This window comes from Pseudomonas sp. KK18 (genome assembly GCF_037094675.1).
In the GTDB taxonomy this organism is placed as follows: Bacteria; Pseudomonadota; Gammaproteobacteria; order Pseudomonadales; family Pseudomonadaceae; genus Aquipseudomonas.
Window position 1 is genome coordinate 4194009 of record NZ_CP146605.1, and the last position, 12815, is coordinate 4206823.

Here is a 12815-nt window from a genome sequence, read left to right on the forward strand (position 1 = left end):
AACGTGACCGGGCAGTCTCTTTTTCAGCCGTTTGGTCAGGCGTCTAGAGCAAGCATTGACGAGTTCGAACCGCGAGCTCAGTCGCACAATTATTTACTCGCCAACGCAAACGGCGGGTGCAACACCGTGGCGCTTTCCGGCGGCCGGACGCGCTTGGCTACCTGCTCGACCACCGCCGCGACACGCTCGGTGGCCGTGATCGGCAACATATGCCCGCGCCCTTCCACCAGCTGCAGCTTCAGGCCCGGCACCAGGCTGGCCAGGGCCTGCCCGTGTTTGCGGAAATCCAGCACCTTGTCCTGCGCGCCATAAATCAGCCCGATCGGCAACGTCAGCTGCGGGTAGCGCTTGACCATGTCCGGCAGGAAATAGTTGACCAGGTTGATCTCGGTGGAGGCGGCATAGAAGTTCTCGGGCCGCATGCCCAACAAGCCGCCGCCACGGGTGGCGAAGTCTTCCGGGGCCGGGTCGGGGGCAAACACGCCCTTGACCACCGAGCCTTTGGTCAGCAATCCGATCGGCATGGTCAGGGTGTGCGACATAAAGCGTCGCAGCCATCCCGGGCGTATCGCCAACGACATAAACACCAGCGGCAGCAGGCGCTGGGGATGGGTCAGGGGCGCCACCAGGATCAATCCGGACACCGCGTGGGGATGGTCCAGGGCCAGGGCCAGGGCAATCGCCCCGCCGAGGGAATGCCCCAGCACCAGCGGCTTATCCAGGTCCAGCGTCTGGATAAAGCTGGCGACTTGCCGGGCCTGGCCAGGCAGGTCCGCGGCCGTGCCGGCATGCCGGGTGGAATAACCCGACCCCGGACGATCCACGGTGATCACTCGAAAGTGCTCACGCAATTGGGCAGACAAGGCGTACGTCAAGTTGCGACTGCTGCCCATCAGCCCGTGGATCATCACCAGCGGTGGGCCCTTGCCCTCGTCTACATAATGAAAGCGCTCGCCGTTGATCTCCAGAAAGCGCCCGTTGATCGGAACAGCCGCCTCTATACGCCGTGTCATCCGGGCACTGAAGGCCCACAACACTACGCTTAACCCTACACACACACCCGCAGCGACAACCCACTCGACAGCCATAGCTCGGTCCTCTGCATCCCTGCGTTGCTGGCGGCCCGACCGGTATTGGTCAAGGCCTCAGCCATCGTCCACCCTGGACCTTAACTGTGTGCGTACAAGCTCTCGTCCGTCGGATAAGTCGCACATGAGGAACTGGGTCGTAGCCTAGACGATATTTTCAGGTAGATTATTTAAAATCTTTTTTAAAATAAATAATTCAATTTTCCTTTGCAATGGTGTTCTATCTAAAAAGCCAAAACAAAAACAAGGAGCACATCCGATGTCGACACCCGTAAGGCGCCACCGGCCCACGAGGGACAGCCTATGAATGCCCATGACACCATCGACATCGCCATCATCGGTTCCGGATTTGCCGGGCTGTGCATGGCGATCAAACTCAAGGAAGCCGGGTTCCACGACTTCTTTATTGCCGAACAGGCCGATGCTCTCGGCGGCACCTGGCGGGACAACCACTACCCCGGTTGCGCCTGCGACGTGCAATCCCATGTCTATTCGTTTTCCTTTGCGCCCAACCCGGACTGGACCCGGCAATTTGCGCCACAGGCGGAGATTCGCGCCTACCTGGAGCAGTGCGCCCAGCGCTTCGAACTGGCGCCGTTCCTGCGCTTTGGCATGGGCCTGGAGAAGGCGGTATTTGATGAGGCGCAACAGCGCTGGAGCCTGAGCTTCAGCAATGGCCGCCAGGTCAGTGCGCGGGTGCTGGTGTCGGGAATGGGCGGCCTGTCGCGCCCGGCACTGCCGGATATTCCGGGCCTGGACAGCTTCAAGGGCAAGCGCTTCCACTCCCAGCAGTGGGACCACGAGTATTCATTGAAGGGCAAGCGCGTGGCGGTGATCGGCACCGGCGCCAGTGCCATTCAGTTCGTGCCGCAGATTGCGCCGCAGGTGGCCCACCTGGACCTGTTCCAGCGCACCCCGCCGTGGATCATGCCCAAGCCCGACCGGCCGATTTCACGCTTCGAGCGCTGGGCCTTCAAGCACCTGCCGTTCACCCAGCGCCTGGTACGCGGCGCGTTCTATTGGGCACTGGAAGGTCGCGTGGTGGGCTTTGCCCTGCACCCGCGCCTGATGAAAATGGTGCAGAAAATCGCCATGCGCCACCTGCACAAACAAGTGGCCCGCCCTTCCCTGCGCAAGACCCTGACGCCGGACTACACCATCGGCTGCAAGCGCGTGCTGATTTCCAACGACTACTACCCGGCCCTGTCCCGCAGCAATGTGCAGGTGGTAACCGACAACGTGCTGCGCATCGAGGCCGACGGGGTGATCACCGCCGACGGCATCAAGCACCCGGCTGACTGCCTCATCTTCGGCACCGGCTTCCAGGCCACCGATCCGCTGCCCCGCAACTGCATCATCGGGCGCCACGGCATCGACCTGATGGACACCTGGCAAGACGGCGCCCACGCCTACCTGGGCACCACGGTGCCGGGTTATCCGAACCTGTTCCTGATCGTCGGCCCCAACACCGGGCTGGGGCATAACTCGATGATTCTGATGATAGAGGCCCAGGTCACCTACATCCTCGATGCCCTGCAGCAAATGCAGCGTCATCGCATCGCTACGGTGGACGTCAAGCCGGCGGTGGAACTGGCCTACAACGCCAGGCTGCAGGAAAAACTCAACGGCACCATCTGGTCCACCGGCGGCTGCAAGAGCTGGTACCTGGACCCACGCACCGGCAAGAACACCACGCTGTGGCCCGGCTCCACCTGGCGTTTCAAGCAGGTCACCCGGCATTTCGCCCTCAAGGACTACGTCGCCAGCCTGGTGCCGATACCGTCCACCGCGCGCCCGGCCGCAACGCCCCACACCACCGCAGAAGGGAGCCTGTCATGAAGTCATTCAACGGCCGCGTGGCGGCCATTACCGGCGCCGCTTCCGGCATGGGCCGCGCCTTGGCCCTGGCGTTGGCGCGTGAAGGCTGCCACCTGGCGCTGGCGGATAAAAACAGCCAGGGCCTGGAGCAGACCGTCGCACTGATCAAGGCCCAGGTGCTTGCACCGGTGCTGGTCACCTCGCAGGTGCTGGACGTTTCCGAGCGCCAGGCCGTGGAAGACTGGGCCGCCCGATGCGCCGCCGAACATGGCCAGATCAACCTGATCTTCAACAACGCCGGCGTCGCGCTGTCGAGCACCGTCGAAGGCGTGGACTACACCGACCTGGAATGGATCGTCGGGATCAACTTCTGGGGCGTGGTGTACGGCACCAAGGCCTTTTTGCCGTACCTCAAGGCCAGCGGCGATGGGCATGTGGTCAACACTTCCAGCGTGTTCGGCCTGTTCGCCCAGCCGGGCATGAGCGGCTACAACGCCACCAAGTTCGCCGTGCGTGGTTTTACCGAGTCCTTGCGCCAGGAACTCGACCTGCAGAAAAGCGGGGTCTCGGCCACCTGCGTGCACCCTGGCGGGATCCGCACCGACATCTGCCGCAGCAGCCGGATCGACGCCAACATGACCGGCTTCCTGATTCACAGCGAACAGCAGGCCCGGGCCGACTTCGAAAAGCTGTTCATCACCGACGCCGACCAGGCCGCCAAAGTGATCCTGCAAGGCGTACGCAAAAACAAACGCCGCGTGCTGATTGGCCGCGACGCCTATTTTCTGGACCTGCTCGCGCGCTGCCTGCCTGCCGCCTATCAAGCGCTGGTGGTGCTCGCCAGCAAACGCATGGCGCCCAAGCAACGCAATGCGCCCTCGCCCGTCCTTGAAACCAACGAAGAGCACCGTCTCTGAACTGGAGTACCGACCATGCTGCCGATTCGCCGCGACCTCCGTTTTGCCCTGCCGGCCGAACGCATCAAGGACTGGCATGAACAAGGCCCGTTCATTACCCACTTTTTCAACGCACTGTCGTTGCTGTTTCCCCAGGGCGAACTGTTCTTCATGGACAGCGTGCGTCACTACCGCCAGCGCATCGAAGACCCGGAGCTGAAGAAAGAAATCCAGGGCTTCATCGGCCAGGAAGCCATGCACAGCCGCGAGCACGTGGCCTACAACGATCTGCTGCAAGCCGCAGGGCTGCCGGCGAATACCCTCGACCGTCGGCTGAAGATGATCCTCGACGCGCAAAAGAAATACCTGCCCGCCTCCTTCAACCTGGCGGTGACCATTGCCCTGGAGCACTACACCGCGATGCTCGCGGAAATCCTCCTCAGCGACCCGTCGCGGTTCGGGGATTCGGTCAAGGGTTACCAGCAGATGTGGTACTGGCATGCCCTGGAAGAAACCGAGCACAAGGCGGTGGCGTTTGATGTGTGGAACAGCGTGATCAAGCCCGGGCCCAAGCGTTATCTGCTACGCACTTCCACCATGCTCATCACCACGGGGCTGTTCTGGCTGACGATCCTGGACTTTCACCTGCGCCTGTTGTTTGCCGACCGGCGTTCGGGCGGGCATTTGAAGGGCTTCTGGCGGATGCTCAAGTTTCTGTACGGACCCAAGGGCGTGTTCCCGCGCATGGCGCTGCCCTGGTTGCATTACTTCAAGCCCGGGTTCCATCCCTGGGACCACGACAACCGGGCACGCCTGGCGGGCATTGACCGCCTGGTGGAGGAGATCGAGCAGGCCCATAAAGGTTATGGGCCCGCCTGAGTCCGCTTAGCGCTGGGTCGGGATCCGAATATCGCCATCCCGGCACTGGCTCTTGACGCTGCGCGGGCAGCCGGCAAACGCCAGGTCCTTGGTCAGGCACACCCGCACCTCGGTCAGCACGGCACCCTTGCAGATCACCGCAAGGCCATGGTTGCCCATGGCCGGGTTGCTCTCGCGAAACAGCGCTTCGATGTCCCGCGCGCCCAGGCCGCTTCGGACATTGAAGGGCTCAAGCTGCTGCGGGATCTTGACCACGCTGAGCGCTGCATCGGTCTTGTCCAGGTAAGCCGAAGCCTCAAGGCCGCTGCAGGTGCCGTGCTTGGCCCATTCATGCCTGAGCAGTTTGGGCGACGGGAACAGTGTCCTGCCCCGGGCGAAGTCTGCATCCGACAAGCGCGACTGCGGCTCACACGAAGCCGGCCAGCCGCCCTTCGCGTACTGCGGCCACAGCCCATGCAGGACAAACCCGTAGCCCTTGCCCGAACACTGCTGGTCGTCCGGGTGCGTCAGGCAGAAGGTCGGCGACCAGGACAGCGACAACACATAAAAGTCAAACTCCCCGGCCTGCCCCTGGGCCCGCGGCGCTGCTGTCGCGGCCCCGGCCAACGCCAGGCAAAGCACAATCCAGGCTGCTTTCATTTTCATCCGTTCATTCCTTAAAAAGACAAAATTAAAGCACCGCTAGACCGCCAGGTTGGGGTTACGTTGTAGCACCCGGTCCATGACCCGGTCGGTCTTCAACGCCTCGATCGCCAGTGCCGGGTGTTTGCTCTCGCCGCGAATATGCGCATTCATCCCCAGCACGTGATGCCACTGGATATGTGCATGGTTGGGCACCTCCAGCACCTCGCTGGTCTCGCCCTCAAGCCGCAACGGCGCCTCATCGAACACCGAAAACGTGATGCGGCCCTTGCTGCCGATCATCTCCACCCGGTCTTCGCGCCGGTCGGCGACAAAGTTCCAGCAGCCCATGCCCAGCGCGCCCGAGGCGAAGGTCCAGCAGGCGGTGACGGCATCTTCGGCGGCGTAGCGCCCGGCCTGGCGCGCGGTAAACCCGGCCACATCGACGATATCCCCGACCAGGTACTGGAACAGGTCAAAACCGTGGCTGGCCAGGTCGGCAAAATACCCGCCGCCGGCAATCGCCGGGTCGGTGCGCCAGTTGGCACTGCTGGCATCGTCTTCCGAAGGCGGCTTGCACAGGGTCCAGGTCAGATGACGCAATTCGCCGATGCGCCCGTCCTGCAGCCAGTCCCGCACCTGCTGGAAGCGTGGCAGGGAACGCCGGTAATAGGAGACAAACAGGTGCAGCCCGGCCTGTTCGAAGGTGCGCTGCATCAGCGCGCTTTGCTCGGCATTCAGGGACATGGGCTTCTCGACGCAGCAATGCTTGCCGGCAGCGGCCACCATCAGGCTGTATTCGAGGTGGCTGTCGGGCGGTGTGGCGATGTAGACCGCGTCTACTTCCGGGTCGTCGATCAGCGCCTGGGCGTCAGTGTAGAAACGGGCAATGCCGTGGCGTGCCGCATAATCGCGCACGGCCTCCTCGCGCCGCCCCATCACGGCCACCAGCGCAGAACCTGGCGCTTTGTAGAAGGCGGGTCCACTCTTGAGTTCAGTGACATCGCCACAGCCGATCATGCCCCAGCGTACGGTGTTCATCTGCATCTCCTTCAGGTGAGTTTTTTTCGATGGGGCAGTATCGGTGTTTTCCGGCCCCCTCTCCACCCTGCCGGATAAAGACTGAGCATGACAATTGCATTACACTTTTATGACAATCATCCAGCTGCGGGGGCACAGACGATGAAAATAAGGGCCACGGTGATTTGCGAGCACGACGGGCACATCCTGTTCGTGCGTAAAGCCCGCTCGAAATGGGCATTGCCCGGCGGCAAGGTCGAGCGCGATGAGCGGCCAGTGGGCGCGGCCGCGCGGGAGCTGGAAGAGGAAACCGGGCTGAACGTGGACGGTTTGCTGTTATTGCAGGAGCTGAAGGCCAGCGACACCCTGCACCATGTGTTCGAGGCGTCGGTGGTGAATATCGAAGATGCCCGGCCCCTGAGTGAAATCAAGGAATGCCAGTGGCATCCCTACAGTCGCCTGGATGACCTGGACACCACCCAGGCCACCCAGAAAATCGTCAAATCCTTCCTGCGCCGTCTCTAGTCGGGAACGAACGGCAGCGCACGCTTGTGAGCCGTCTTGAGGTAAGCGCTCTCGACAATCGTCCTCACCCGCTCACTCACCGCCTCGCCCATCAGATAGCGGTCGATCTCGTCATAGCTACAACCATAAGCCAGCTCATCCAGCTTCCCAGGGGCCAGTTCTTCCAGGTCGGCGGTCGGTGCCTTGGCCACCAACTGCCGTGGCCCGCCAAGGGCGCTGGCCAGCAGGCGCACCTGGGTCTTGGTCAGCCCTGAGAGCGGCGCCAGATCGCAGGCGCCGTCACCGAACTTGGTAAAAAATCCCATCAGCGCCTCCGCGCCATGGTCGGTGCCCACCACCAGGCCGTTGTGCAGGTTCGCCACGGCGTACTGCGCCATCATCCGCGCCCGGGCCTTGACGTTGCCCTTGATAAAGTCGATGCGTTCGGCGCTGGCTTGCGCGGCAGACAGGCTGCCCATCAGCCCGTCGACGCAGGCGGCGATGTTCAGCGTCTCGATCCGGTCCGGTGCGATAAAGTCCAGGGAAGCCTGGGCGTCGCGCTCGTCCGCCTGGGTTTTATAGGGCAGGCGCATGGCAATAAACCGCGCCTCGTAGTCTTCGTTGCGCAGTTGTTCCACTGCCAGTTGGCACAGGCGCCCGGCGGTCAGTGAGTCGACACCGCCACTGATGCCCAGCACCAGCGCATGGCAGCCGGACTGGCGCAAGGTGCCCTTGATGAAGTCGATGCGCCGTTGCAGCTCAGCGCCCTCGCCCCCCTTGCCGAGCAGCCGGTTGATCTTCAGTTCTTGTGCGATACGTGCCTGAGTGTCCATGTCACCCCCCCAGTTGCGGATTGACGTTGCCGACGTTGAACACCTGCGCCGCATACTGCAGGAACGAGGCGTCTTCGCAGACGTTCTTGATCGGGTCATCGGAGAATTTCACCACCGGCTCGCCGTGCACCCGCACCAGTTTCATCACGATGCTCAGCGGCTCTACTCCGTCGACATCACAGGCCAGGCTGGTGCCCATGCCAAAGCCGAACTTGGCCTTGCCCCGCACGTGCCGCAGGATCGGCAGGCATTTCTCGAAATTCAGGCCATCGGAGAACATCAGGTCCTTGGTCATCGGGTCGATGCCCAGCTCCTTGTAGCGAGCCAACACCTTGTCGGCCCAGACGATCGGGTCACCGGAGTCCTGGCGCAAACCGTCGTACAGCTTGGCAAAGTACAGGTCGAAATCCTTGAGGAAAAAGTCGGTGCTGATGCAGTCGGTCAGGGCGATACCCAAGCGCCCACGGTATTCGCGCACCCAGTTTTCCAGCGCCGCATTCTGGCTTTCCCGCAGCCGCCCCAGTTGCTGGTGCACCATCAGCCACTGGTGGGCCATGGTGCCGATCAGCGGCAGGTCGAATTCGTAGGCCAGGTGCGCATTGCTGGTGCCGATGAACTGGCCGGGAAAGTCGCGGCGCATGATGTCGACCACTTCACGCTGGGCCTTGAACGACAACCGCCGGCGGGTGGAGAAGTCCGAGACACGCAGGTCGGCCAGTTCGTCGCGGGTGAGGTTTTTCTCCAGCCAGTCGAATTTCTGGTAGAGCTTGCGGGTGACGTCTTCGAGGCTGACGTCGGGGTATTTGTCGCGGTTGCGCAGCTCGCTGACCAGGGCCAATACCGGCTGTTCGAACATGATGCAGTGCAGCATCGGGCCGACCACGCGGACGTTCAGTTGGCCGTCGATTTCACTGACGTGGATATAGCGCAGGTTGAAGCGGAACAGCCCCAGGAAGCGCTCGAAATCCGGGGTCAAGTACTCACGGCGCTGGTTGAACAGAAAGCGCAGCTCGCCTTCGCGCATGCTGAGGCCGGCGAGTTTTTCCAGCTCCACCCGCAGCTCGGGAATCAGGTGCCCCAGTTTCTCTCTGGAGCGGACGATGAACTGGTATTCCACATCGACATTCGGGTGCTGGTGCAACACGGCCTGCATCATGGTGAAGGTGTAGTAGTCGGTGTCCAGCAGGCCCTGGATCACAGCGTTTTCGTAGTCGTATGCACTTTCCATGAGGTACTCCTTAACGCGCGGCCATCGCGGCCAGTTCTTCCCGATTGCGGGTAATTACAACGCCTGCTTGTTGCAAATGGCTGACCGCCTGCACACCGCCCTCCTCGCTGATGCCACGGCATGCCGGCAGGTGCAGGATCACCTCGAAACCGGCCTTGAGCAGTTGCAAGGCGGTGGTCTTGACGCAGTAGTCCAGGGCCAGGCCGCCGACAATCACACGCTGGATGCCCTGGGCATTGAGGTATTCGATAACGCCGGTGGAGAGTTTGTCGTGGAGGTCGTGGTAGCAGGCGCCGTAGGGATGCAGGTCGGGTTCGACGCCCTTCCAGATGAAGTAGTCGTAGTCATAGGGCGTGGGCAATTCGTCCAACAGGGTGAAACCTTCGGTGCCGGGCACACAGTGGGCGACCCAGGTGACATCGGCATGTACCAGCCCGGTGGGTTGCAGCATCTCGCTGTGCTGTTGCACCACCCAGGGCGCGTGCGGGGTATGGGCGTCCTTGCTGCCGACACGGCGCGCGGCGAGGCTGGCCATGTAATTGAGCTCGGCGCCGATCTGGTCACCACCAGCGACCGGCAATTCGTTGGGGCACAGCGGTGTGAAGCTCTTCTGGGCGTCAACGTCGAATGAGGCGATAGCGTTCTTAGAGACGGTCATGGTCGTGTTCTCCTGTGGCCTGGATATAAAAGTACACGTCATGTACTTTCATGGCAAGAAACATTTTGTTATCTATCCTGGATCAAGTACACGACATACCCGTTTGATCCGTTAGACTGTGCCCCACCGCTGCCAACAGGACCCGACATGCCAGACCACGCCCCAACCCTTAGCGCCTACCTGCACACCGTGGACTTGTGCGTGCTGTTCTATTGCCGTGCATCCGGGGAACTGAAGATATTGCTCAACCAGCGCGACGCCGAGCCCTTCGCCGGGCACTGGGCCTTGCCCGGTGTAGTGGTGAATGGCGGCGTGCAAGATCTGAGCCTGCAGGATGCCGTGGAGCGGTTGCGGGCCAGTGACAAGGTTGGGTTGCCGCTGGCCTGGTATGAGCAAGTGGGGACGGTGGGCGATGCGTTTCGCGATCCGCGCTGCTGGTCGTCGTCGACCTATTACCTGGCGATCGTGGCTGATGAGGTGGAGCTGGGAGGGCATCAAAAGTGGTGCTCTGTTGATGCCGTGGCGACTGGCGGGGTCAAGCTGCCCTTCGATCACAACGCGATTGTGGCAGCGGTACAGGAAAGGCTGTTTTCCAAGTCGCTGTACAGCAGCTTGCCATTGATGTTTTTGGGCAATGAGTTCAGTGCGCCGGAGGCGACTACGATCTTTTCGCTGGTATTGGCGCGGCCGGTGCTGAAGACCAGTATCCGCCAGCGGTTGCTGAAGTTGACCGAGGCCGGTTTTTTGCGGGAGACGGGGCGCAAGAAGCATGGCGAGGGCGGACGGCCGCAGGCGACAGTGGAGAATCTGAAGCCTGGGGCGGTGTACTTCTTTGATCGCAGCTTTGCCGAATAAGACCAAGCCCCCTTCCCAGGACAATGAAGATCAACTGTGGGAGCGGGCTTGCTCGCGAATGCGGAGTGTCAGTCGCCGGATAGATTGACTGATACACCGCTTTCGCGAGCAAGCCCGCTCCCACCTTTTTTGATCTGCGATGGTTCGAGGAGCTGCGTCCCGCTCAATTCATCCAGTTGCCGCCGTCGACGTTGTAGGTCTGGGCAACCACGTAGTCGGCTTCTTTGGACGCGAGGAAAACCGCCATTCCGGTCAAATCCTCGGCAGTCCCCATCCGCCCAAACGGTACCTCTGCTCCTACGCGCTTTTTCTTCTCGCCCAGCGGCAGCCCTTCGTGCTTGGCAAACATCGCGTCCACCCCGTCCCAATGCTCGCCGTCCACCACTCCCGGCGCGATGGCGTTCACGTTGATGCCCTGCTTGATCAGATTCAGCCCCGCCGATTGCGTGAGGCTGATCACCGCCGCCTTGGTCGCGCAGTACACCGCCACCAGAGGCTCACCCCGGCGCCCGGCCTGGCTGGCCATGTTGATGATCTTGCCGCCATGCCCCTGCTTGATCATCTGCCGGGCCGCCGCCTGCAAGGTGAACAACGTACCGGCGACGTTGATCGAGAACAACCGGTCGAAGCTCTCGCGGGTGATGTCGGTGATGGGCGCCAGGTCGAACAAGGCGGCGTTGTTGATCAGGATGTCGAGCTTGCCGGCCTGCGCCACCACGGCGGCAATCGCGGCATCGATGGACGCCTGGTCGGTGACATCCATCGCCACCGCGTAGGCTTTCGGGCCCAGCTCCGTGGCGGTGGCCCGCGCCCGCTCCAGGTTGATGTCGGCGATGGCTACGGTCGCGCCTTCGTTGATGTAGGCCTGGGCAAACGCCCGGCCAATGCCCCGCGCGCTGCCGGTGACCAGCGCACTTTTACCTTCCAGTCGATTCATCAATGCAGTGTCCCTGAGGTGATTATTTCGGGTAGCCGGCGCGTTTCATTTCACGCTCGGTGGTGGACTGCGCCTCGGCCAGTGCCTTGTCGACCGTCATGCCGCCGGTGAGCGCTGCCGAAAACAGCTTGCCCACCGAGGTGCCGATGGCCTGGAACTCGGGGATCGTCACGTATTGGATGCCCACGTACGGCACGGGTTTGGCCGACGGGTGCGCGGGGTCGGCGTGTTGCATCATCTGCAAGGTCACCTTGGCGAACGGCGCTGCGGCCAGGTACGCCGCGTTGTAGGTGGACTGGCGCGTGCCCGGCGGTACGTTGGTGATGCCGTCCTTATCCGCTACCAGCTGGATGTATTCCTTGGAGGTGGCCCAGGTGATAAAGGCTCTGGCGGCGTCCTTGTGCTTGGAGGTGGCCGGGATCGCCAGGGACCAGGCGTACAGCCACGACGAACCCTTGTCGGTGACCTCGGTGGGTGCGGCGGCAAAACCCACGCTGTCGGCGACTTTGCTTTGGGTTTTGTCGGTGGTGAACGAGCCGGCAACGCTGGCGTCGACCCAGATCGCGCATTTGCCGCTGTTGAACAGCGCCAGGGTTTCGTTGAAACCGTTGCTGGAGACGCCCGGCGGGCCATAGTTTTTCAGGGTGTTGACGTAGAAGTTCGCCGCCGCCGTCCACTCGGGACTGGTCAGCTCGGGTTTCCATTGCTCGTCGAACCAGCGTGCACCAAAGGCGTTGGCCATGGTGCTCAGCAACGCGATGTTTTCACCCCAGCCGGCCTTGCCCCGCAGGCACATGCCGTATTGGTCCTTGGCGGGCTGGTTGAGCTTGGCGGCGAACTCGCCCAGCTGGGTCCAGGTCGGATGCTCGGGCATCGCCAGGCCGGCCTGCTTGAACAGGTCGGTGCGGTAATAGGTGACGGTGCTTTCGCCATAGAACGGCAACGCGTAGAGGGTGTTGTTCACCGACAGGCCCTGGCGTACCGCGGGGAAGATGTCTTCCACGTCGTAGTCGGCGGGCAGCGGCGTGATCGGTTCCAGCCAGTGCTTGGCGCCCCACAACGGGGTTTCGTAGGTGCCGATGGTCAGTACGTCGAATTGGCCGCCCTGGGTCGCGATGTCGGTGGTGAGGCGTTGGCGCAGGACGTTTTCTTCGAGCACCACCCAGTTTAGTTTCACCTCGGGGTGCTGCTCTTCGAACACCTTGGACAGGCGCTGCATGCGGATCATGTCGCTGTTGTTGACCGTGGCGATGGTCACGGTTTCGGCAGCATGGGCGGCCATCGCGAGCGTGAGGCCGGAGAGCAGGAACAGCGCTTTCGGAATCTTGAGCATGGCGGTTTCCACTTATTGTTTTTGTTGTTGACGGCCCGATTACAGCAGCTTGCCCAAGGCCGGACAAACGACTGACGGATGCCCGGCTGATACTTTTTTAACCGCATAGCCAAGATCAAAAAAGTATCAGTGGCGGGCAAAACCC

Annotated in this window: 13 protein-coding genes; 5 read left to right on the top strand and 8 right to left on the bottom strand. The window is 62.0% G+C overall.

The features are described 5' to 3' along the window. Window positions 1-89: 89 nt before the first annotated feature. Window positions 90-1088: an alpha/beta hydrolase gene (locus tag V6607_RS18910; RefSeq protein WP_134326835.1), complete on the bottom strand. Its 999-nt coding sequence runs from the start codon at window positions 1086-1088 to the stop codon at window positions 90-92. Window positions 1089-1391: 303 nt separating this feature from the next. Between V6607_RS18910 and V6607_RS18915 the strand changes: the two genes are divergently transcribed. Genes V6607_RS18915 through V6607_RS18925 form a run of 3 tightly spaced genes read left to right on the top strand, consistent with a single transcriptional unit; the run spans window position 1392 to window position 4681 of the window. Continuing rightward, window positions 1392-2927 (top strand): NAD(P)/FAD-dependent oxidoreductase, encoded by a 1536-nt coding sequence (locus V6607_RS18915; protein WP_134326836.1) that lies wholly within the window; start codon window positions 1392-1394, stop codon window positions 2925-2927. Then, the gene (locus V6607_RS18920; protein ID WP_003214652.1) at window positions 2924-3823 is read left to right on the top strand and encodes an SDR family NAD(P)-dependent oxidoreductase; all 900 of its coding nucleotides are present in this window, start codon (window positions 2924-2926) and stop codon (window positions 3821-3823) included. Before V6607_RS18915 ends, V6607_RS18920 begins: the two co-directional genes overlap by 4 nt. A 15-nt stretch (window positions 3824-3838) precedes the next feature. Beyond that, window positions 3839-4681, top strand: a complete 843-nt coding sequence (locus V6607_RS18925; protein WP_003214649.1) for a metal-dependent hydrolase — start codon at window positions 3839-3841, stop codon at window positions 4679-4681. Window positions 4682-4687: 6 nt separating this feature from the next. Here the strand turns inward: V6607_RS18925 and V6607_RS18930 are convergent, their stop codons facing one another. Both V6607_RS18930 and V6607_RS18935 read right to left on the bottom strand, forming a co-directional pair. Beyond that, entirely contained in the window at window positions 4688-5320 is a 633-nt protein-coding gene (locus V6607_RS18930; RefSeq protein ID WP_032899612.1) for a ribonuclease T2, read from the bottom strand. 42 nt (window positions 5321-5362) lie between these two features. Continuing rightward, window positions 5363-6343, bottom strand: coding sequence for a Gfo/Idh/MocA family oxidoreductase (locus V6607_RS18935; protein WP_134326837.1), 981 nt, complete (start codon window positions 6341-6343; stop codon window positions 5363-5365). A 141-nt stretch (window positions 6344-6484) separates the two neighbouring features. Between V6607_RS18935 and V6607_RS18940 the strand changes: the two genes are divergently transcribed. Beyond that, a complete protein-coding gene (locus V6607_RS18940) occupies window positions 6485-6847 on the top strand; it encodes an NUDIX domain-containing protein (protein WP_102369305.1) in 363 nt (120 codons plus the stop codon). Here V6607_RS18940 and nadE read toward each other — a convergent pair. The 3 genes from nadE to V6607_RS18955 are packed head-to-tail and all read right to left on the bottom strand — an operon-like array spanning window position 6844 to window position 9545. Next, a complete protein-coding gene (nadE, locus tag V6607_RS18945) occupies window positions 6844-7659 on the bottom strand; it encodes an ammonia-dependent NAD(+) synthetase (RefSeq protein WP_134326838.1) in 816 nt (271 codons plus the stop codon). The genes V6607_RS18940 and nadE overlap by 4 nt on opposite strands. Window position 7660: 1 nt before the next feature. Continuing rightward, the gene (gene pncB, locus V6607_RS18950; protein ID WP_134326839.1) at window positions 7661-8887 is read right to left on the bottom strand and encodes a nicotinate phosphoribosyltransferase; all 1227 of its coding nucleotides are present in this window, start codon (window positions 8885-8887) and stop codon (window positions 7661-7663) included. A gap of 10 nt (window positions 8888-8897) precedes the next feature. Beyond that, complete coding sequence (locus tag V6607_RS18955; protein ID WP_003208124.1) at window positions 8898-9545, bottom strand: nicotinamidase; 648 nt, start codon at window positions 9543-9545, stop codon at window positions 8898-8900. Between the two features lie 147 nt (window positions 9546-9692). On the opposite strand from V6607_RS18955, the gene V6607_RS18960 reads away from it, so the two are divergent. Then, window positions 9693-10400 (top strand): NUDIX hydrolase, encoded by a 708-nt coding sequence (locus V6607_RS18960; RefSeq protein ID WP_008437074.1) that lies wholly within the window; start codon window positions 9693-9695, stop codon window positions 10398-10400. 163 nt (window positions 10401-10563) lie between these two features. Here the strand turns inward: V6607_RS18960 and V6607_RS18965 are convergent, their stop codons facing one another. After that, the gene (locus V6607_RS18965) at window positions 10564-11337 is read right to left on the bottom strand and encodes an L-iditol 2-dehydrogenase (protein WP_008437073.1); all 774 of its coding nucleotides are present in this window, start codon (window positions 11335-11337) and stop codon (window positions 10564-10566) included. 22 nt (window positions 11338-11359) lie between these two features. Further along, a complete protein-coding gene (locus tag V6607_RS18970) occupies window positions 11360-12670 on the bottom strand; it encodes a sugar ABC transporter substrate-binding protein (RefSeq protein WP_134326840.1) in 1311 nt (436 codons plus the stop codon). Window positions 12671-12815: the final 145 nt, after the last annotated feature.

What these genes read in the sequence shown, in the direction of transcription:
- V6607_RS18910 (WP_134326835.1), bottom strand. Translation starts at nt 1,088, where the DNA reads ATGGCTGTCGAGTGGGTTGTCGCTGCGGGTGTGTGTGTAGGGTTAAGC.
- V6607_RS18915 (WP_134326836.1), top strand. Translation starts at nt 1,392, where the DNA reads ATGAATGCCCATGACACCATCGACATCGCCATCATCGGTTCCGGATTT.
- V6607_RS18920 (WP_003214652.1), top strand. Translation starts at nt 2,924, where the DNA reads ATGAAGTCATTCAACGGCCGCGTGGCGGCCATTACCGGCGCCGCTTCC.
- V6607_RS18925 (WP_003214649.1), top strand. Translation starts at nt 3,839, where the DNA reads ATGCTGCCGATTCGCCGCGACCTCCGTTTTGCCCTGCCGGCCGAACGC.
- V6607_RS18930 (WP_032899612.1), bottom strand. Translation starts at nt 5,320, where the DNA reads ATGAAAGCAGCCTGGATTGTGCTTTGCCTGGCGTTGGCCGGGGCCGCG.
- V6607_RS18935 (WP_134326837.1), bottom strand. Translation starts at nt 6,343, where the DNA reads ATGAACACCGTACGCTGGGGCATGATCGGCTGTGGCGATGTCACTGAA.
- V6607_RS18940 (WP_102369305.1), top strand. Translation starts at nt 6,485, where the DNA reads ATGAAAATAAGGGCCACGGTGATTTGCGAGCACGACGGGCACATCCTG.
- nadE (WP_134326838.1), bottom strand. Translation starts at nt 7,659, where the DNA reads ATGGACACTCAGGCACGTATCGCACAAGAACTGAAGATCAACCGGCTG.
- pncB (WP_134326839.1), bottom strand. Translation starts at nt 8,887, where the DNA reads ATGGAAAGTGCATACGACTACGAAAACGCTGTGATCCAGGGCCTGCTG.
- V6607_RS18955 (WP_003208124.1), bottom strand. Translation starts at nt 9,545, where the DNA reads ATGACCGTCTCTAAGAACGCTATCGCCTCATTCGACGTTGACGCCCAG.
- V6607_RS18960 (WP_008437074.1), top strand. Translation starts at nt 9,693, where the DNA reads ATGCCAGACCACGCCCCAACCCTTAGCGCCTACCTGCACACCGTGGAC.
- V6607_RS18965 (WP_008437073.1), bottom strand. Translation starts at nt 11,337, where the DNA reads ATGAATCGACTGGAAGGTAAAAGTGCGCTGGTCACCGGCAGCGCGCGG.
- V6607_RS18970 (WP_134326840.1), bottom strand. Translation starts at nt 12,670, where the DNA reads ATGCTCAAGATTCCGAAAGCGCTGTTCCTGCTCTCCGGCCTCACGCTC.